At 67.4% G+C, this 20,357-nt stretch carries 18 protein-coding genes; 15 read left to right on the forward strand and 3 right to left on the reverse strand.

Annotated elements, in window-relative coordinates:
- Positions 1-30: 30 nt before the first annotated feature.
- On the forward strand, positions 31-702 hold the full coding sequence (gene bluB, locus ACFWB0_RS13335) for a 5,6-dimethylbenzimidazole synthase (RefSeq protein WP_378490919.1): 672 nt from the start codon (positions 31-33) through the stop codon (positions 700-702).
- A 76-nt stretch (positions 703-778) separates the two neighbouring features.
- Here the strand turns inward: bluB and ACFWB0_RS13340 are convergent, their stop codons facing one another.
- Both ACFWB0_RS13340 and ACFWB0_RS13345 read right to left on the reverse strand, forming a co-directional pair.
- Positions 779-2,905, reverse strand: a complete 2,127-nt coding sequence (locus tag ACFWB0_RS13340; RefSeq protein ID WP_378490920.1) for an FAD-dependent oxidoreductase — start codon at positions 2,903-2,905, stop codon at positions 779-781.
- Positions 2,906-2,972: 67 nt separating this feature from the next.
- Entirely contained in the window at positions 2,973-4,130 is a 1,158-nt protein-coding gene (locus tag ACFWB0_RS13345) for a cytochrome P450 (RefSeq protein ID WP_378490921.1), read from the reverse strand.
- Between the two features lie 92 nt (positions 4,131-4,222).
- Between ACFWB0_RS13345 and ACFWB0_RS13350 the strand changes: the two genes are divergently transcribed.
- The gene (locus ACFWB0_RS13350; protein WP_378490922.1) at positions 4,223-4,927 is read left to right on the forward strand and encodes a DUF2334 domain-containing protein; all 705 of its coding nucleotides are present in this window, start codon (positions 4,223-4,225) and stop codon (positions 4,925-4,927) included.
- Positions 4,928-4,994: 67 nt separating this feature from the next.
- A complete protein-coding gene (locus ACFWB0_RS13355; RefSeq protein ID WP_378490923.1) occupies positions 4,995-6,635 on the forward strand; it encodes an FAD-binding dehydrogenase in 1,641 nt (546 codons plus the stop codon).
- A gap of 16 nt (positions 6,636-6,651) precedes the next feature.
- Here the strand turns inward: ACFWB0_RS13355 and ACFWB0_RS13360 are convergent, their stop codons facing one another.
- Positions 6,652-7,296, reverse strand: coding sequence for an MBL fold metallo-hydrolase (locus ACFWB0_RS13360; RefSeq protein ID WP_378490924.1), 645 nt, complete (start codon positions 7,294-7,296; stop codon positions 6,652-6,654).
- A gap of 102 nt (positions 7,297-7,398) precedes the next feature.
- Between ACFWB0_RS13360 and purS the strand changes: the two genes are divergently transcribed.
- From purS to purM, 12 genes are all read left to right on the forward strand, one after another.
- Positions 7,399-7,644, forward strand: a complete 246-nt coding sequence (purS, locus tag ACFWB0_RS13365) for a phosphoribosylformylglycinamidine synthase subunit PurS (protein WP_378490940.1) — start codon at positions 7,399-7,401, stop codon at positions 7,642-7,644.
- Entirely contained in the window at positions 7,641-8,318 is a 678-nt protein-coding gene (gene purQ / locus ACFWB0_RS13370; RefSeq protein WP_378490925.1) for a phosphoribosylformylglycinamidine synthase subunit PurQ, read from the forward strand. Before purS ends, purQ begins: the two co-directional genes overlap by 4 nt.
- Before the next feature lie 397 nt (positions 8,319-8,715).
- Complete coding sequence (locus ACFWB0_RS13375) at positions 8,716-9,546, forward strand: acyl-CoA thioesterase (protein ID WP_378490941.1); 831 nt, start codon at positions 8,716-8,718, stop codon at positions 9,544-9,546.
- A 31-nt stretch (positions 9,547-9,577) separates the two neighbouring features.
- Complete coding sequence (locus ACFWB0_RS13380) at positions 9,578-9,997, forward strand: DUF427 domain-containing protein (RefSeq protein ID WP_378490926.1); 420 nt, start codon at positions 9,578-9,580, stop codon at positions 9,995-9,997.
- Between the two features lie 75 nt (positions 9,998-10,072).
- Positions 10,073-11,380 (forward strand): M18 family aminopeptidase, encoded by a 1,308-nt coding sequence (locus ACFWB0_RS13385; protein WP_378490927.1) that lies wholly within the window; start codon positions 10,073-10,075, stop codon positions 11,378-11,380.
- An 88-nt stretch (positions 11,381-11,468) separates the two neighbouring features.
- Positions 11,469-12,212 (forward strand): Uma2 family endonuclease, encoded by a 744-nt coding sequence (locus ACFWB0_RS13390; RefSeq protein WP_378490928.1) that lies wholly within the window; start codon positions 11,469-11,471, stop codon positions 12,210-12,212.
- A gap of 83 nt (positions 12,213-12,295) precedes the next feature.
- Positions 12,296-14,578, forward strand: a complete 2,283-nt coding sequence (purL, locus tag ACFWB0_RS13395; protein ID WP_378490929.1) for a phosphoribosylformylglycinamidine synthase subunit PurL — start codon at positions 12,296-12,298, stop codon at positions 14,576-14,578.
- 4 nt (positions 14,579-14,582) lie between these two features.
- Complete coding sequence (locus tag ACFWB0_RS13400) at positions 14,583-16,358, forward strand: alpha/beta hydrolase (RefSeq protein ID WP_378490930.1); 1,776 nt, start codon at positions 14,583-14,585, stop codon at positions 16,356-16,358.
- Entirely contained in the window at positions 16,355-17,005 is a 651-nt protein-coding gene (locus tag ACFWB0_RS13405) for a CPBP family intramembrane glutamic endopeptidase (protein ID WP_378490931.1), read from the forward strand. The genes ACFWB0_RS13400 and ACFWB0_RS13405 overlap by 4 nt, the downstream gene beginning before the upstream one ends.
- An 11-nt stretch (positions 17,006-17,016) precedes the next feature.
- Positions 17,017-17,403, forward strand: coding sequence for a sterol carrier family protein (locus ACFWB0_RS13410; protein ID WP_378490932.1), 387 nt, complete (start codon positions 17,017-17,019; stop codon positions 17,401-17,403).
- A gap of 94 nt (positions 17,404-17,497) precedes the next feature.
- Positions 17,498-19,081, forward strand: a complete 1,584-nt coding sequence (gene purF, locus ACFWB0_RS13415; RefSeq protein WP_378490933.1) for an amidophosphoribosyltransferase — start codon at positions 17,498-17,500, stop codon at positions 19,079-19,081.
- Between the two features lie 154 nt (positions 19,082-19,235).
- The gene (purM, locus tag ACFWB0_RS13420) at positions 19,236-20,309 is read left to right on the forward strand and encodes a phosphoribosylformylglycinamidine cyclo-ligase (protein WP_378490934.1); all 1,074 of its coding nucleotides are present in this window, start codon (positions 19,236-19,238) and stop codon (positions 20,307-20,309) included.
- Positions 20,310-20,357: the final 48 nt, after the last annotated feature.

Raw genomic sequence — 20,357 nt, forward strand, 5'->3', positions numbered from 1 at the left:
GACACAGCACGAGAACAGAGCACCAGAGACATGTTTTCCACCGACGCGCGCGACGCGCTGTACGACATCATCCGCATGCGCCGAGACGTGCGCGCCGAGTTCAGCGGGGACGTGCTCTCCGAAGACGTGCTGTGGCGCGTCCTCGGGGCCGCACACCACGCACCGAGCGTCGGCAACACTCAGCCCTGGGACTTCGTGGTTGTGCAGGACACGCAGCGCCTCGAACAGTTCGCCGCGCATGTGGCCGGATGCCGCCAGGCTTTCGCCGACTCGTTGCCGGAGGACCGTAAGGGCACCTTCGACCCGATCAAGGTCGAGGGCATCGTCGAATCGGGCACGGGCATCGTCGTCACCTACGACCCGGAGCGCGGCGGCAAGCACATCCTCGGCCGCCACACGATCGACGAATCCGGCTTGTTCTCCGCGGTGCTGGCGATCCAGAATCTCTGGCTCGCCGCGACCGCGGAGGGACTCGGCGTGGGCTGGGTGTCGTTCTACGAAGAGCCCTTCCTCTCCGATTTCGTCGGAATCTCCGATCCGGTGCGGCCCATCGCGTGGTTGTGCGTCGGGCCGGTGACCGCGTTGCAAGAGGTTCCCGACCTCGAACGGTTCGGATGGCGCACCGGACGCCCGCTCACCGACGCCGTACACCGCGACACGTTTGCAGGCATCGCTCTCGAACAGGACACCGCCGACGCCTGACATCCGGATGTGCAACGCTTCATGCACAACGGCCGCCGACATTTCCATGTCGGCGGCCGTTGCGTATCCGGACCTGTCAGAGTGCGGTCGCGACCTTCCACGCTGTGTGGATGGCGCCTTCGATGTAGTCGACGCTGCCTGCGTCGCCGACGATCCGCACGTCGAGGCCGGAGTCCGCGAGCTGATCGGCCAGCGGCGCCGCAGCAGAGACACCGGACGCGACGATCACCATGCGCGCCGGCGCAGACATGCTCTTGCCGTCGACGGTGAACTCCACGGTCTTCGGCGTGATGCGGTGCACGGTCGCGTTGCGGTGCACCTCGAGGCCGACCTCGCGCGCGTGCTTGACGGCGGTCCACCGGCGCGGCATCGCCATCGGAACACCGAGCTGCTGACCCTCGGCGAGCAGCGTGACGCGGCTTCCGCGTTCGGCCATGAACTCCGCGAGTTCGAGCCCGACGAGAGAGCCGCCGATCACCACGACGTCCTTCGCCATCGGAAGGAACTTCAGGTACTTGCGGCTGAGGACGCGGATCTTCTCGGGGCTCGTGGTGATGCGGGCGAGCTTGCCGAGCCGGCCGGCCACGCGCAGGAAGAGCGACTGGTCCGATACGTCGCCGGTGCCCGTCATCAGCGCGCGCATACTGTCGCCGGTGTGCACGTGGGGGAGGGTGCCACCGGGGATCGCCGGTCGTTCACGCACTGCGCCGGTGGCCACGACCACGACGTCCGGGTTCAACTCACGCACCGACGCTGCTGTCGCCTCGGTGTTCAGACGCACGTCGATGCCGAGCCTGGCGATCTCCTGGGTCTGCCACTTCAGCATGCGTTCGTTGTCGGGGGTGGTCAGGCTGGAGAACCACATCGTTCCACCGAGCCGGTCGGCCTTCTCGAGGACCGTGACCCGGTGGCCGCGCTCGGTTGCGACTCGCGCCGTCTCCAGGCCGCCCGGTCCGGCTCCGATGACCACGACGTGCTTGCTCGTCGCGCCTCGTACGAACGGCACGAGGGCTTCGTTGCCCAAGGTGGGGTTGACCGCACAGATCGGGGTGGCGTCCCAGAAGTTCTCCTGGACGCACACGTAGCAGTTGATGCACGGGCGGACCTGCTCGGTGCGTCCCGACTCGAGCTTGTTCACCAGGTCGGCATCGGCCAGCAACTGGCGACCCATCGCCACGAAGTCGGTGCGGCCCTCGGCGATCATCTTCTCGCCGACCTCGGGCAACATGCGTCCCACCGTGATGACGGGGACGGACACCGCACGCTTGATGGCCGACGCGTTGTCCGTGTAGAAGCCGATCTTGTCGGGAAGCGGGCCGTCGGTGAAGTTCGCGAAGGCGTTGAGCGCGGTACCGGTGACGTGGATGGCGTCGGCTCCGGCCTGCTCGCACATGACGGCCGCGGCCGTGGACTCCTCGAGGGTGAGACCGTTCGACTCGCCGTATTCCTGCCCGGCGAGGCGCACGATGACGGCGAGGCTGTCGCCGACCTCGGCCTTGACCGCGCGGATCACCTCGACCGTCAAACGTGCCCGATTCTCCAGCGACCCGCCGTACTCGTCGGTGCGCTGGTTCGAGTACCGGCTCAGAAATGCGCCGAGAACGTAGTTGTGGGCGGCGTGGATCTCGACCGCATCGCCACCGGCGGCCTTCACACGACCTGCGGCCTCGGCGAACATCCGGACCAGCCACGCGAGGTCCTCCGTGTCGGCCTCGTTGTAGGTGGTCTGTTTGCCTGCCGTGATGCCGGCCATCCGCTTCAGTTCGGCGGGGGTGTTGTCGGCGAACGCGCTCATGTCGCTCGGCGGTGTGGGGATGCTCGGAACCAGCTGCGGCCGACCTTCGAGCGTGTCGATACGTGCGACCTTGCCGTGGTGCACCATCTGCACACACAGCTTGCTTCCCGCATCGTGCACGGCGTCCGCGAGCGCTTTGAGCCCCGGAATGAACCGGTCCTCGGACAGGCCGGGTTCCTTCGTGCTGGCGCACCCGGCCGGGTACGCGACCGCGCAGCATCCGGTGATGATCAGCCCGGTTCCACCCGCGGCGCGGGCGACGAAATGGTCGATGTCGCCCTTTTCGATCTCACCGTCCTCGCATAGGTTCATATCCATCGCGGGCATCACGACCCGGTTGTCCAGGGCGAGGGGGCCGATGGTGCCGGGCGAGAGCAGGCTGGGGAACGTCGGATGCCGGTTCGTCACGCCCGAAAAGTAGACCCCTCGGACAGATGCGGGCTGCACCGGTCCCGGCCTTCGAGACCTCCCTCACTCACCTCCGCTGAAGTGACACAGGAACCGACGTGAACCCGCCCGCCGGATATGCGGCGTATGTCGGTGTCGCTCCCTGGACGGCATCGATGGATTCGGTGGCGGCGAGTAGCTCCTCGATCAGAACTGTCAATTCGAGCCGCGCCAGCGGTGCGCCCGGGCAGTAATGGATCCCGCGACCGTAGAGCAGGTTGTCGGCCGGAGTGCGGTCGAGACGGAACTCGTCGGGGTCACCGAAGACATCCTCGTCGCGGTTCGCCGAGGCCCACAGCACCATGACGCGTTCGTCAGCCGGGATCGTCCGGCCCGCGATCGTCACCTCCCGTGTCGTGCGACGGCGGTTTGCGATCAGCGGTGCCTGCATGCGCAGGATCTCGTCGCACGCGGCACCGATGCGATCGGGCTCCGCGCGGAGATGACGTTGAATATCCGGATTCGACGCCAGGAACGACACGAGGATGCCGACACACGACGCGATCGTGCTCAGTTCCCCGACCGTCCAGTTACGGATGAGCGAGACCAGTTCGGCATCGGACAACGGTCGTCCGTCGACCTGCTCGGCGAGGAGATCGGTCGTGACGTCGCGGGGGGCGTTCCGTCCGGCGGTGCGTCGCTCGCCGAGCTGCTCACGGATATACCCGTCGAACTCGAGGGCGATCGCCGACATGGCCGCGCGGTCGAGTGCGCGCGTCGCCTCCCGGTTCTTGCGGGTCCAGTCCCGCAGAGGTTCGTGGAGACGCTCGGGCCAACCCATGAAGCTGCACTGGATGTGGTTCGCGAACGGTTCGGCGAGCGCCGCGACGATCTCGACCTCACCGCCGCCGAGCGCGTCGACCAGGTTCCGCGACACCTCCCGGCACGCGGGTTCGAACGCCGCCATTCTCTCGGGCGTGAAATACCGGTCGTTGATTGCTCGGAACGGGGTGTGCTCGGGCGGATCCATGCCGTTGGGAACCGACAAGTGCGACGACACGGCGTTGCTGAACGTGTCGGGGTCGTCGAGAATCCGCACGGTGTCGGAGTGCCGGAACACCGTCCAGTTGCGATACGCACTGTGCGCGACGGGGCACCGGCCGCGCATCTCGTCGTACGCCGCGACCTGGTTCGCCTGTACTGCGTCGGATCGCGGATCCCAGTCCACTCGAGGTTCGTCGGTCATGAGCTCGAGTATGCCGACCTCGGAGTGCATGTTGTGCCGCTTTTCAAGCCCCCGACGGTTTCCGTTCACCCCTGTGGTGCATCGTGAAAGACATGAGCGGACAGCTGATCGTGTCGGTGTCGGGGATCCGGGACGCCACGCGCGATGTCATCGACGGTTTCGCGCGGGAGATGGACACACGCGGAGTGCCGCTGTCGTTGTTCGTGGCACCGAGACTCAAGGACCACTACCGCCTGATCAACGATCCGGAGACCCAGGAGTGGCTACTCGAACGCCGTGAAGGCGGCGACGCGATCGTGCTGCACGGATACGACCAGGCCGCCACCAAGCGACGTCGCGCCGAGTTCGCATCGCTACCCGAACACGAGGCCCGTCTGCGTCTGCTCGCAGCCGATCGTGTGCTCGAGGAGACCGGGCTGCGCACCCGCCTGTTCGCGCCGCCGCGCTGGCTCGCGTCGTCGGGTGCGCTCGCCGCGCTCCCGCAGACCGGTTTCCGTCTGATGGCCGACGTCGCGGGTATTCGCGATCTCGAACGCGACACCGTCGTCAAATCCCGCGTGTACGGGATCGGCGACGGCGCGAAAACCGAACCGTGGTGGTGTCGCGCGATGGTGATCGGAGCGGGACGCGTCGCCCGGCGCGGCGAACTGCTGCGCGTCGCGATCTCCGGTGCGCACCTTGCGAAGCCGGGGCCGCGACAGGCGATGCTCGACGCGGTCGACATCGCACTGCACCACGGCGCCGAGCCTGCCGTCTACCGTTGGCAGCGCACCGTATTCGACCGCAGCGCTGCCTGAGCTCTGCTGGGCGAGATCATCGGACTCGCCTCCCGCTGGGCGCTACCGGTCGGTAGGCTTTCCGTCCATGGATGCAGACGTGATCGTGGTGGGCGCGGGTCTCGCAGGGTTGGTCGCTACGGGGGAGTTGATCGACGCGGGCCGCAAGGTGCTGCTCGTCGATCAGGAGAATTCGAACAATCTCGGCGGGCAGGCCTTCTGGTCGTTCGGCGGGTTGTTCTTCATCGACAGCCCCGATCAGCGTCGCCTCGGGATCAAGGACTCGTACGAATTGGCCCTCCAGGATTGGATGGGTACCGCCGGGTTCGACCGTGACGACGAGGACCGCTGGCCCCGCCGCTGGGCGCAGGCCTACGTCGAGTTCGCGGCGGGGGAGAAGTACGCCTGGCTCCGGGAGCGGGGCCTGAAGATCTTCCCGATGGTCAATTGGGCCGAACGGGGCGGTTACGACGCCGGCGGCCACGGCAATTCCGTTCCACGCTTCCACATCACGTGGGGGACAGGTCCGGCACTCGTCGAGGTCTTCGCGCGGAAGGTGCGCGACGGTGTCGACCGCGGACTGGTCACGCTGAAGCACCGGCATCAGGTGGACGAGCTGGTGGTGACGGGTGGCGCGGTCACCGGTGTGCGCGGCACGGTCCTCGAACCGACCACGGCCGCGCGCGGAGTGAAGTCGTCGCGCACCGCGGTCGGCGACTTCGAGTTCTCGGCGGGATCCGTGATCGTCACCTCCGGCGGCATCGGGGGCAACTACGACCTCGTGAAGAAGAACTGGCCGAAGCGGCTGGGGGAGCCGCCGAAGCACATGCTCACCGGGGTACCCGCGCACGTCGACGGCAGAATGCTCGAGATCACCGAGAACGCAGGCGGCAACGTCGTCAACCGCGACCGCATGTGGCACTACACCGAGGGCATCACCAACTACGACCCCGTATGGCCGAACCACGGCATCCGCATCCTGCCCGGACCGTCCTCGCTGTGGCTCGACGCAACCGGCAAACGGCTCCCGGTGCCGCTGTTCCCCGGGTTCGACACCCTCGGCACGCTCGAGTACATCGTGAAAACCGGCCACGACCACACGTGGTTCGTGCTCGACCAGAAGATCATCGAGAAAGAGTTCGGGCTCTCCGGCTCGGAGCAGAACCCCGACCTGACCGGGCGCGATATCGGCCTGCTTCTGCAACGCATCAAGTCCGGTGCCCCCGGACCGGTGGAGGCGTTCAAGGAGCGTGGCGTCGACTTCGTGGTGCGCGACAATCTTGCCGACCTCGTCGCAGGCATGAACGAACTCAGCCCCGATGCGCCGCTCGACTACGCGACGGTGCGGTCGACGATCGAGGCCCGCGACCGCGAGATCGCCAACAAGTACACGAAGGACCTGCAGGTCGCGGCGTTGCGTGCGGCCCGAGCCTACAAACCGGACCGGATCGCGAGGATCGCGTCGCCGCACCGCATCCTCGACCCCAAGGCCGGGCCGCTCATCGCCGTCAAACTGCACCTGCTCACCCGCAAGACGCTCGGCGGGCTCGAGACCGACCTGTCGTCGCGGGTGCGCAAAGCCGACGGGTCGGTGTTCGACGGGCTGTTCGCCGCGGGTGAGGTCGCGGGCTTCGGTGGCGGCGGCGTCCACGGCTACCGGGCACTCGAAGGTACGTTCCTCGGCGGCTGCATCTTCTCGGGCCGGGCGGCGGGTCGCGCCGCCCGGTGATCAGACCGCCCGGTGATCAGACCTCTTGGTCGTCCTCGTGCTTCAGCACCCGGAACTCGGTGCCCTCGGGTGCCATCTCGGAGTACCGGCCGTAGAAGATCCCGTTGGCCTGGTCGGTGATGATGCCCTGGTGGATCGGCACCGCCACCCGGGGGTTGATCGCCCGCAGATAGTCGACGGACTCCCAGATCTTCAGCCAGGGAGCAGCGGACGGCAGCGCGAGCACATCGACCTTCTCGTGCGGGATGTAGAGCGAATCGCCCGGATGAAGTAGGCGTGCCGGGTTCTCGTCGTCGCCGACGAGGTAGGCGGTGTTGTCGATCACCGGCAGCTCGGGGTGGATCACCGCGTGGCGTCCACCGGTGCCGCGGACGGTGAGGTTGCCGACGGTGAACGTGTCGCCGGGACGCACCGCCGACCAGTCCCCGTCGAGCATCGATGCCGACTGCGGGTCCGAGAACAGTGCGGCGCCCGGGTTGGCCTCGAGCAGGGCGGGGAGTCGTGCCGGGTCGGCGTGGTCGGGGTGCTGGTGGGTGACGAGGACGGCGTCGAGCCCGGTGATCCCTTCGAAGCCGTGCGAGAAGTTGCCTGGGTCGAACAGGATCGTGGTGTCGTTGTGTTCGAGCAGGATGCAGGAGTGTCCGAAGTGCGTGAGTCGCATGGGTCCGAGTATGCCGGGCTCGACCGCTGCGCGTGGGCCGGTAAACTGCAGCGTGTCCGGTATCCGTCTCCGGACACCAGCACTACTACCGAGGAGCAGCACGTGGCGCGTGTCGTCGTCGAAGTCATGCCCAAGGCCGAGATTCTCGACCCCCAGGGCCAGGCCATTGTCGGGGCGCTGTCGCGGCTGGGCTTCGCGGGCGTGACCGATGTCCGTCAGGGAAAGCGGTTCGAGCTGGAGATCGACGGCAGCGTCGAGGATGCCGAGCTCGAGAAGATCGCCGAGGGTCTCCTCGCGAACACCGTGATCGAGGACTGGACGGTCCGTCGAATCGACGGTGAGGCATGAGCGCCCGCATCGGAGTCATCACGTTCCCGGGAACGCTCGACGACGTCGATGCATCCCGCGCCGTGAAGCTCGCCGGTGGTGAGGCCGTGAGCTTGTGGCACGGCGACGCCGACCTGAAGAACGTCGACGCGGTCATCGTGCCCGGCGGATTCTCCTACGGCGACTACCTGCGCTGCGGCGCCATCGCCCGGTTCGCTCCGGTGATGGGCAAGGTCGTCGAAGCCGCGCAGGGCGGCATGCCCGTCCTCGGCATCTGCAACGGCTTCCAGGTGCTGTGCGAGGCCGGTCTGCTGCCGGGCGCACTCACCCGCAACGCCGGTCTGCACTTCATCTGCCGCGACCAGTGGCTGAAGGTCGAGGCCGGTAACACCGCGTGGACGTCGCGATACGAGTCGGGCGCCGAGATCCTCGTACCGCTCAAGTCGGGTGAGGGTCGCTACCAGGCGTCCGAGCAGGTCCTCGACGAGCTCGAAGGCGAAGGGCGCGTCGTGTTCCGCTACTCGGGCGACAATCCGAACGGTTCGCAGCGCGGCATCGCCGGTATCTCCTCGGCGAACGGCCGCGTGGTGGGTCTCATGCCGCACCCCGAGCATGCCACCGAAGCGCTCACCGGTCCGAGCGACGACGGGCTCGGCATGTTCTACAGCGTTCTCGATGCCGTTGTGAACGCCTGATTCCTGTTCTTCCGAAGTCCCCGCCGTCCACCAGGACGGCGGGGACTTTGCGTTCGGAAACGAAACGAGGGACCCCGTCGCCGTCCCGATCGGCTATGAGGTCCCTCGTCCGTATGCACCCGGAATTCAACCCCCCGATCGATTCCCGAGCCGGCGCCTCCGTCATCCCCCTCCGGCGGCGCCGAGCACAAGTGTGCCGGACTGGGCCGATCTTGTCGTGAGTAGGAATACGCAAAAGTTTGGGTATCCACAGTTCGGGTCGCGCGGACGTACGCTGTAGCGCATTGTCCCCGATCCCCTCACGAAGGACCGGTAAATGTCATCTCCCGGTACAGCTCACTCCACTCCTGCGACGTCAGGCGAAGCACCTGTGCCCGAAGAATCTTCGGTGGATCGCATGCTGCGCATCTTCGACGTGACGCCGACGGGGGAGAACAGCTTCACCGGGGAGAGCGACGGAGGAGGACGACGTGTGGTCGATGGCACCCAGCTGCTCGCCCAGTCGATCGTTGCAGTGGCGAAACGATTTCCCGACAAGGAGATCCGATCAGCGCGGGCGATCTTCTCGCGCGCGGTCGATGCGGATGAGCCGGTCGATTTCGACATCGATGTCATTCACGCGGGACGCACCATGGTGAGTGCGAATGTGGCGGTCTGCCAGAACGGTCGACGTCACGCGATGGTATCGATTCTCGCGGACCTTCCGACCCCGGACGTCATCCGCCACCACGCGCCCCGACCCGAGGTCGCCCCGCCTGCCGAAGCCCATCTGAACGACATGCCTATGACCGGACGGGAGTTGCGGGTCGTCGACGTCGTCGATGTCCGCAGCCCCGAAGAGGTCGGGCCACCCGAACTCTATGCCTGGCTGCATTACGACCCGATCCCGACGCGTACCGACCTGGCCAAGGCGCTCATTGCGCACTTCACCGGGCACCTGTCGGTTTCCGCGACCATGCGGGCACACGACGGGGTGGGAACGAGTCAGGCTCATCGGACGATCTCGACCGGGATCATGACGGTTGCGGTCGCGTTCCACGAACCCGTCCGATGGGACGGATGGCTGCTCTACTCGCACGAGAGCACCCAGGTGGGTGGCGGTATGTCCTACGTGCGCGGCCAGGTACACACCGAAAGTGGGGAACTACTCGCGTCGTTCACCCAGGAAGCGATGATCCGGCCGCTGCAGGCCGACCATTCCGCGATACCTGCAAGCGCGCGGTTGTGAGACCTCAGGAATACCGAACAGGAGAGTGCCGATGACTGTGCACGACGCCGAGACGCGCCCGCAGAGCACCACGGGCTTCGCGGCCAGGCCCGATTATCGGGTCGATATCCACGCACGCCGCAACGTGGTACGTGCGACCTTGGACGGAGTACGCCTCGCCGAGACCACGGGTTCGTTGCTCGTCGACGAGCAGGACCACGGTCTGGTGTTCTATTTTCCGCGCGCGGACGTCGTGGTGGACCTGACACGGGCCGAGGAGGCCGGGTCGCGGTGTCCGTTCAAGGGTGAGGCCACGTACTGGCGTTTCGACGGTGACGGCGAGCAGTCGCTGTGCTGGAGCTACGAGGAGCCGATGCAGCAGGTAGCCCGGCTTCGCGGCTATGTGGCGTTCTACCAGGACATCGTCACGGTGAGTGTGGGGCAGGCCCACCCGGCGGTGTCGGGGCGCTGAGCGCAGCGGTGTCGGGGCGCTGAGCGCAGCGGTGTCGGGGAGCTGAGCGCAGCGGCGAGTGCGAAGATGCTGTGCATGCCTTCGATCACGCATGCCGATGCCCAGGGTCTGTGTAATTTCGTCGACCTGTCGCCCTCACCGTTCCACGTGTGCGCGACGGTTGCGGCAACGCTGACCGACAACGGGTTCACCGAACTCGACGAAACCACCGGCTGGCCGGTCGAACCGGGCCGGTACTACGTGATCCGGGGCGGCTCGCTCATCGCGTGGAGCACCGAGGGCGACGACACGAGCCCCGCCCGGCCCTTCCGCATCGTCGGGGGACACACCGACAGCCCGAATCTGCGGGTCAAACAGCACCCGGATCTCGCGTCGGCGGGGTGGCAGCTCGTCGGCCTCGAACCGTACGGCGGGGCGTGGCTCAATTCGTGGCTCGACCGGGACCTCGGGGTGTCCGGACGGTTCACGGTCCGCTCCGGGCACACCACCGAGGACGTGCTCGTGCGCGTCGACAAGCCCGTGCTGCGTGTACCGCAGCTCGCCATCCACCTGTCGGAGGACAGGAAGGGAGTGCAACTCGATCCGCAGCGCCACGTCAACGGTGTGTGGGGGATCGGTAACGAACCACGATCGTTCATCGCATATCTCGCGGAGCAGAGCGGCGTCGATGCCTCCGCGGTCCTCGGTTGGGAACTCATGACGCACGACCTGGCACCGAGTTCGCTCGTCGGCGCAGACGGAGATCTGGTCAGCGCACCGCGACTGGACAACCAGGCCACGTGTTACGCGGGCCAGCAGGCGCTGCTCGCCGCCACCCGGCACGTGGCCGAGCATGCCGGGCCGATACCCGTGCTGGCCCTGTTCGACCACGAGGAGGTCGGCAGCATGTCCGATCGCGGGGCCTTCTCCGATCTGCTGAATACCGTCCTCGAGCGCATCGTGCTGGTGCGCGGCGGCGGTCGCGACGAGTTTCTGCGTGCCCTGGCGGGGTCGATCGTCGCGTCGGGCGACATGGCACACGCGACGCATCCGAACTATCCGGACCGGCACGAACCCGCCCACCGGATCGCGGTGGGCGGCGGACCGGTGCTCAAGGTCAACCAGAATTTGCGGTATGCAACCGACGCGGAGGGGGCCGGTGCATTCGCGCTCGCGTGCGAGCAGGCCGGTGTCCCCCTGCAGCGGTACGTCCACCGGGCGGATCTGCCGTGTGGTTCGACGATCGGCCCGATCACCGCGTCTCGAACGGGCATGACCACCGTCGACGTCGGTGCGCCGCAGCTCGCGATGCACTCGGCGCGAGAGTTGATGGGTGCGGCGGATGTGACGACGTATGCGGATGCACTAGCCGCATTTCTGACACCGCGCTTGTCTCGTTCTTGATACCGGGCTTGCTTCATTCCTGAGACCGGCGCGCCGACCGATGCCAGACTGAGGGCGTCCAGTCCGACTCGCGATCGGGGGTGTCGAGGTGAATGGCCCGTCCTTCCCCGACCACCTGCTCGGCCTCGACGAGTGGGTGGATCTTCCCGAGTACGACCGCTTCCACGTGGAGCTCTGTGAGGGGGTGCTGGCCGTGTCGCCGCGACCCGGGCCGGCGCACGACCACGCGGCGCTCGCGCTCGCGCTGCAACTCGACGAGCAGCTCCCCGACGGCCTGTGCGTGCTCGGCGGGGTGGAGGTTCTGGTGCTGACGGACCCGCTCACGGTGCGCGTCCCCGACGCCATCGTGGTCGACCGGGCACTCGTCGACGCGGATCCCGATCGAGCTCCGTCCTCCGAGGTGCGGTTGGTACTCGAGGTCACCGTCGACGGCACCGCCCGCGCCGACCGGGTCACGAAGTTCTCGGAGTATGCCGAGGCGGGCATCCCGCAGTACTGGATCGTCGATCTCACCGGTCCGCCGGTGATCGCGGTGTTCACCCTGGACTCCGGCTGGTATCGGTACGACGGTGAGCACAGCGGTGCGCCGATGCTGACAGCGGTCGGGAACGAGGTGACCGTGGACCTGGGCGGACTCGTCGTCCCCGGGGCTTCCGCGCCCGTCGAAGACCCTGCCTCTGCACCCGTCGAACACCGTGCGACCGCACCCGTCGAACACCGTGCGACCGCACCCGTCGAACACCGTGCGACTGCGCCCGCCGGCCAGGGCAGCGACGCGGTTCCCGACACCGCCGCGGCACCGGAAACGCCGGAGAGACCGACTCCCCGATAGACTGGCTCCCGGCAGTGCCCGCCCGGCCTGCTGTTTTCGATCCTGCTGTTTCTCGATCCCAGAGTGAAGGGACCCGACGCCCAGTGTCATCGCACGTGGATACCGTCACCCACGCCGCCGAAACCCCCGATGTCGCTCAGCCCTATCGGGAGCTGGGGCTGAAGGAAGACGAGTACACCCGCATCACGGAGATCCTGGGGCGGCGCCCCACGGACGCCGAGCTGGCGATGTACTCGGTGATGTGGTCCGAGCACTGCTCGTACAAGTCGTCGAAGGTGCACCTGAAGTACTTCGGTGAAACCACCACCGACGAGATGCGTTCGTCGATGCTTGCGGGCATCGGCGAGAACGCAGGCGTCGTCGACATCGGCGACGGCTGGGCCGTCACCTTCAAGGTCGAATCCCACAACCACCCCTCCTACGTCGAGCCCTATCAGGGTGCTGCGACGGGTGTCGGCGGCATCGTCCGCGACATCATGGCGATGGGTGCTCGACCGATCGCGGTCATGGACCAGTTGCGGTTCGGCGCGGTCGACCACCCCGACACCCGGCGCGTCGTCGACGGTGTCGTGCGCGGTGTCGGTGGTTACGGCAACTCCCTCGGCCTGCCCAACGTGGGCGGCGAGACCGTGTTCGACGCCTCCTATCAGGGAAATCCGCTCGTCAACGCGCTGTGCGCCGGCGCGATGCGCGTCGAGGATCTGCATCTCGCGTTCGCGTCGGGTACCGGTAACCGGATCATCCTGTTCGGTGCCCGCACCGGACTCGACGGGATCGGTGGCGTGTCGGTTCTCGCGTCCGAGACGTTCGACGACAGCGAGGGCGGTGGCCGCCCGAAGAAGCTGCCGAGTGTGCAGGTCGGAGACCCGTTCACCGAGAAGGTACTCATCGAGTGCTGCCTCGACCTGTACCGCGAGAAGCTCGTCGTCGGCATCCAGGACCTCGGCGGTGCCGGGCTGTCCTGCGCGACGTCGGAGCTCGCCGCGGCCGGCGACGGCGGCATGCACATCTACCTCGAGCGTGTCCCGACGCGCGCGACGGGCATGACCCCGGCCGAGGTTCTCTCGTCGGAGTCGCAGGAACGCATGTGTGCGGTCGTGGCGCCCGAGAACGTCGACGCGTTCATGGCTGTGTGCAAGAAGTGGGATGTGCTCGCCACCGACATCGGTGCGGTCACCGACGGGGAACGTCTCGTCATCACGTGGCACGGCGAGACCGTCGTCGACGTGCCGCCGCGCACGGTCGCGCACGAGGGGCCGGTCTACGAGCGTCCGGTGCAGCGTCCCGACACGCAGGACGCGCTGATCGCCGATACCACTGCAAAACTGAAGCGCCCGGAGACCGACGACGAGCTGAAGGCCACGTTGCTGAAGCTTCTCGCGTCGCCTGCGTTGTGCAGCCGCAAGTGGATCACCGAGCAGTACGACCGCTATGTGCGTGGCAACACCGTGCTGGCCGAGCACGCCGATGCCGGTGTGGTCCGTGTCGACGAGGAGACCGGTCGCGGTATCGCGCTGGCCACCGATGCGTCGGGCCGCTACACGCAGCTCGATCCGTACGCGGGTGCGCAGCTCGCGCTCGCCGAGGCGTACCGCAACGTCGCTACCACCGGTGCCACCCCGAAGGCCGTGTCCAACTGCCTGAACTTCGGGTCGCCGGAGGATCCCGGTGTGATGTGGCAGTTCCAGCAGGCCGTGCGCGGTCTCGCCGACGGCTGCGCGCAGCTGGGCATCCCGGTGACGGGCGGCAACGTCAGCTTCTACAACCAGACCGGTTCCACGCCGATCCTGCCGACGCCCGTCGTCGCGGTCCTCGGTGTGATCGACGACGTGCACCGTCGTATCCCCACCGGCCTGGGCCTCGAGCCCGGCGAGACGCTGATCCTGCTGGGGGAGACCCACGACGAGTTCGACGGATCCATCTGGGCGCAGGTCGAACACGACCACCTCGGCGGTGTGCCGCCGAAGGTCGACCTCGAGCGGGAACGCCTGCTGTCGGAGATTCTCCTCGCCGCGTCGCGCGACGGGCTGGTCTCCGCGGCCCACGACCTGTCCGAGGGTGGGTTGGCCCAGGCGGTTGTCGAAGCCTCGCTCGCCGGCGAGACGGGTTGCCGGATCCTGCTGCCCGAGGGCGCAGATCCGTTCGTCACGCTGTTCTCCGAGTCCACGGGTCGTGTTCTCGTCGCGGTCCCGCGTACCGAGGAATCCCGGTTCACGGGTATGTGCTCGGCACGGAACATGCCGTGGGTCCGGATCGGTGTCGTCGACGAAGGATCCGACTCGATCGAGGTTCAGGGACACTTCTCGGTGCCCATGAGCGATCTCCGCGAGGTTTACGAAGGCACCTTGCCGGCGCTGTTCGGGTAACCGTATGGCGGCTACCCAGGTCGACAGGCTGGCAGCGATAGAAGCCCGTCAAGGGCAGATCATCGCCGCAGTCACCGATTTCGGTGAACGCCACCCCCTCACCGCTCGGGTGTGGGGGTGGCTCAGCCTCGATACGACCGGGGTGGCCTTCGCCGCTCTGTTCTTCTGCTGGTCTCTGTCGCCGTCGCTGCTGCCGCGCGACTGGCTGTTCCAAGGAATCATCGGCGGGATCAACGCCGCGATCGGGTATGGGCTGGGCTGCGTCGTGGGCTGGGCCGTCACCCGATTCGTGCTCCGGGGCCAGTCATGGTGGCCGCTACCGCTGCCCGTCGAACGCGCGATCATGGTGGCGGTGCCCGTCGCCGGTATCCTCGCATCGCTGGTCGCGCTCGTGCTCGCCGCCGGCCAGCAACGACAGCTGGCCTCCCTCATGAACGCAGAGGGCACCACCACCTCCGGCTACCTGCGGACGTGCCTGCTCGCCCTCGCCGTTGCCGCGCTGCTGATCTCGTTGTGGCGCGGACTGCGCGACATCGGCCGCTGGATCTCCGGGCACCTCGTCCGCCGCACACGCATGCCGGTGGGTCTGGCCCGCACTCTCGCGGTGATGCTCGTCGTCCTCGCGACCTTCATGCTCATCGACGGTGTGCTCCTGCGTGTGGCCTACGCGATCACGAACTCGGCGTTCAGCCTCCAGGACGACACCACCCGACCTGGGGCGATACAACCGCTCGACCCCTCGAAATCCGGAAGCCCCGAATCGTTCGCTCCGTGGGAGACGCTCGGATTCGAGGGCCGGAACTTCGTGTCGCGGGGGCTGGACGCCGACGAACTCACTGCTATCAACGGTGAGCCCGCGCAGGAGCCCATTCGCGTCTATGTCGGGCTCGACACCGCCGAAACACCCGAGGAACGTGTGGATCTCGTCGTCGACGAGCTCGAGCGGACCGGTGCGTTCGACCGTTCCGTGCTGGTGCTCATTCCCACGACGGGGACCGGCTGGGTCAATCCCACGGCGGCGCAGTCGATGGAACTCGTGCACAACGGCGATGTCGCGATGGTCGCGTGGCAGTACTCGTTCCTGCCGAGCTGGATCTCGTTCCTTGCAGACAAGGAAAAAGCTGCTGCCGCAGGGAAGATGCTGATCGACCGCGTGCACCAGCGCTGGCTCGAGCTCCCCGAGGCCGATCGTCCCGAACTGTTCGTCTACGGCGAGAGCCTCGGAACCCAGTCGGGTGAGGGCGCTTTCGACAACCTCGCCGATATCCGCGAGACCGTCGACGGTGTGCTGTGGGCTGGTCCGCCGAATTCGAATCGGCTGTGGGGTCAACTCGTCGAACGCCGCGACCCGGGCAGTACCGAGGTCGATCCGGTCTATGCCGACGGACTCGTCGTCCGGTTCGCGGACAGCCGCGAAGACATCTACGTTCCCGACACCCCGTGGTTGTCGCCGCGCGTGCTGTACATCCAGCATGCGTCGGACCCGGTGGTGTGGTGGTCACCCGACCTGCTGTTCACGCGACCCGACTGGCTCTCGGAGCCGCCCGGACCCGACCGGCTGCCGCAGATGCGCTGGTTCCCGTTCGTCACGTTCTGGCAGGTCTCGGCCGATCTGACGAACGCGGCGGGGGTGCCGGACGGGCACGGACACAACTACGGCACCACTGTGCTCGACGGATGGGTCGCGGTGACGCAACCCGAGGGATGGACCGACACCGACACCGAACGGATCCGGATAGCGTTGGAGGCGCTGCGCAACACGCAGGGGCCGGAGAAATGAGCGTCGCGATGTGGCGCGGGCCGGTCGCTGCCGTTGCTGTGGTGGCGCTCGGGGCGGTCCTGCCCGCAGCCCCCGTCGGGCCGCGGGGCCGCGCGCTGCTCGCGCTCGGTGCGGGAGTCGGCGCGGTGGCGTTGACCCGCGCGTCGGGTCTCGATCGTCATGCTCTCGGTCTCGATGTGTCGCGGCTGCGGGCAGGCCTGCGGTGGGGAGCCGCCGCGGCAGGAGCCATCGGGGCCGGCTACGTCGTCGCGCTGTCCGTTCCGGCGCTGCGTGCCCACTTCGTCGACGACGAACGGGGCAGGCGCGAGGACTTCTACGAATGGATCGGCCTGCACATTCCGGTCGGCACAGTCCTCGCCGAAGAATTGCTCTTCCGGGGTGCGCTGACGGCCCTCGTCGGACCGGTACCTCAGGCCGTGGCGTTCGGGCTGTGGCACGTGCGCCCCGCCATCGCCGTCGGCGACGGCGTCGCGACGACGGTGGTCGTCACGGGCCTGTCGGGCTTGGCTCTCGCGTGGTTGCGAAGGGAGAGCGGCAGCGTTCTCGCGCCGGCACTGGCTCATCTTGCGATCAACGTCGGGGGAGCGGTCGCGGTGCGGGTCGCGACGGTCGGGACCGGTACCGGCCGGTACCGCCCAGCGAATTAAGCTGGACGGCCATGGCCCCCCGCAAGACCGTCGATCCCGCCGATCTCCGTGAGGCACTCCTGCGCGTCGGGCCGTGGGTGTCGGGCAGTAGCGACGAGAAGCCACCGAGGGCGGACCTCGCTGCGGCGGTGCGGCTCAGTGCGCGCACCCTCGAGCAGATCGCGCCTGGTTCGAGTGTCGAGGTGCGGGTGCCTCCGTTCGTGGCGGTGCAGTGCATCGAAGGCCCGCGGCATACGCGTGGGACGCCCCCCAATGTCGTGGAGACGGACCCCCGCACGTGGCTGCGTCTCGTCGTGGGACTCGAGGTGTTCGACGACGCGGTGGGCACGGGAGGGGTGGATGCGTCGGGTGCGCGGGCAGGGGAGATCGCGCACTGGCTACCGCTGCTACGGCTCTGATCGGCGGGCTCGTTCGGGTGTGTGGTCGGGGACGTCCCGGACGACACGTAGAATGGAGCTGCCCCGATTTTGTCCAGCCCCAGGGAGCACCCCGGTGACCAGTGCCGATCTGTCGGTTCACACACGCAATCTTCTCACCCCGGACGAACCCGAGAACGAGCCGCGCGAAGAGTGCGGCGTCTTCGGTGTCTGGGCTCCCGGCGAGGACGTGGCGAAACTCACGTACTACGGGTTGTACGCGCTTCAGCACCGCGGCCAGGAGGCCGCGGGCATCGCCGTCTCCGACGGTGCGCAGGTCCTCGTGTTCAAGGATCTGGGCCTGGTGAGCCAGGTCTTCGACGAGCAGACCCTCGCCGCGATGCCCGGCCACATCGCCGTCGGCCACTGCCGTTACTCGACCACCGGGTCGACGACGTGGGAAAACGCGCAGCCGATCTTCCGCACCACCGCGGCAGGCATGGGCGTGGCCCTCGGCCACAACGGAAACCTCGTCAACACCGCCGAGCTTGCACAGAAGGGCCGCGAGCTGGGGGTGTTCGACTCCGTCCGCTCCGGAGCCGCGACCTCGGATTCCGACCTCGTCGGTGCGCTGCTGGCCCATGCGGCGGCCGACAGCACGATCGAGGAAGCAGCGCTGAAGTTGCTGCCGAGCCTTCGTGGCGCATTCTGCCTGACCTTCATGGACGAGCACACCCTCTACGCGGCGCGCGACCCCTGGGGTATCCGGCCGCTGTGCCTGGGCCGCCTCGATCGTGGCTGGGTCGTCGCGAGCGAGACTGCAGCGCTCGACATCGTCGGTGCTTCGTTCGTTCGCGACATCGAGCCCGGTGAGCTGCTGGCGATCGACGCGGATGGTGTCCGTTCGTCTCGTTTCGCAGCGCCCGAACCGAAGGGCTGCGTCTTCGAATACGTGTATCTGGCGCGCCCGGACTCGACGATCAGCGGTCGCTCGGTGCACGCGACCCGCGTCGAGATCGGCCGGCGACTCGCCAAGGAACATCCCGTCGACGGCGACCTCGTGATTCCGGTCCCCGAATCCGGTACTCCCGCCGCGGTGGGCTACGCCCAGGGCTCGGGTCTGCCGTACGGACAGGGTCTGATGAAGAACGCCTACGTGGGCCGTACCTTCATCCAGCCGAGCCAGACGATCCGTCAGCTGGGTATCCGGCTCAAGCTGAACCCGCTGCGCGAGGTCATCCGAGGCAAGCGGCTCGTCGTCGTGGACGATTCGATCGTGCGTGGTAACACGCAACGCGCGCTGATCCGCATGCTGCGGGAGGCCGGGGCGCTCGAGATCCACGTCCGGATCGCGTCGGCACCGGTGAAGTGGCCGTGTTTCTACGGCATCGACTTCGCGTCGCCCGCCGAGCTCATCGCGAACGGTGGCGGCCACCGCGACACGAAGGTCGACGAGCACGACTACGACGAGATGGTCGAGATGGTGCGCCGGTCGATCGGCGCGGATTCGCTCGGCTACATCTCGATCGACGGAATGGTCGGCGCGACCGAGCAGCCCTCCTCGCGACTGTGCGCAGCGTGTTTCGACGGTCATTACCCGATCGCGTTGCCCACTGGGCACGCGATCGGCAAGGGTGTCCTCGAGGGGATCGTCGATACGGAATCCGATACGCCGACGGTCTTGGACAACGCCAACGCGGACGTTCTGAGTCGCCCGTAAACCCCGTTCCGGTACCGTGAGTGCGCGGTCGGCTCAGTCGGGCCCGCTTTCGCATGCGTTCTGACGGACGCCGGCCACCCTGCATTTCGGTCACGAACGTGCCGTCACGCAACTGACAACCTTATTCACAACTCGAGGCTGGAGCCGACAACCCATGACCGAGGAGACAACCCCCGGAGCTTCCTACGCAGCGGCAGGCGTGGACATCGAGGCAGGCGACAAGGCCGTCGAACTGTTCGCCCCGCACGCGAAGAGGGCCACACGACCGGAGGTGCTCGGAGGTCTCGGGGGCTTCGCGGGCCTGTTCGCACTCAAGGGCGACTACAAGGAACCCCTCCTCGCCGCGTCCACCGACGGCGTCGGCACGAAGCTCGCGGTGGCGCAGGCATTGGACAAGCACGACACCGTCGGTCTCGACCTGGTGGCCATGGTCGTCGACGACCTGGTGGTGTGCGGTGCCGAGCCGCTGTTCCTGCAGGACTACATTGCCGTCGGGCGCGTCGTGCCCGAGCGTGTCGCCGAGATCGTCGCGGGTATCGCCGAGGGCTGTGTCCAGGCCGGCTGCGCCCTCCTCGGTGGCGAGACCGCAGAACACCCCGGTGTGATGGCCGACGGCGACTACGACCTGTCGGCGACGGGCATCGGTGTGGTGGAGGCCGACAAGCTCCTGGGACCCGACCGCGTCCGCCCGGGCGACGTCGTGATCGCGATGCGGTCGTCGGGTCTGCATTCCAACGGATACTCCCTGGCGCGCAAGGTGCTGCTCGAGATCGGCAAGATGAGCCTGACGGCGCACGTCGACGAGTTCAGCCGCTCGCTCGGTGAGGAACTGCTCGAGCCGACGCGGATCTACGCGAAGGACTGCCTGGCTCTCGCCGCCGAGACGGAGGTGCGCACCTTCTGTCACGTCACCGGTGGTGGACTCGCGGGGAACCTGGCACGCGTGATGCCGAAGGGCCTCGTTGCGGAGCTCGACCGCACCACCTGGAGCCCGGCGCCCGTGTTCGGGATGATCGCTCAGCGTGGCCGGGTCGAGCGCGTGGAGATGGAGAAGACCTTCAACATGGGCGTCGGCATGGTCGCGATCGTCGCGCCGGAGGACGTCGACCGTGCCCTTGCGGTGCTCACGGCCCGGCACATCGAGAGCTGGACCCTGGGAACGGTCCGCAAGGCGCAGGACGCCGACGGTGACCGTGCGCTGCTCGTGGGAGATCACCCCCGCTTCTGACGGACGGAACAACACGAACAAAGGGTCGGGGATCCACGCTGGAGCGTG

The sequence above is a fragment of the Rhodococcus sp. NPDC060086 genome, from assembly GCF_042730275.1.
Taxonomy (GTDB): domain Bacteria; phylum Actinomycetota; class Actinomycetes; order Mycobacteriales; family Mycobacteriaceae; genus Rhodococcus.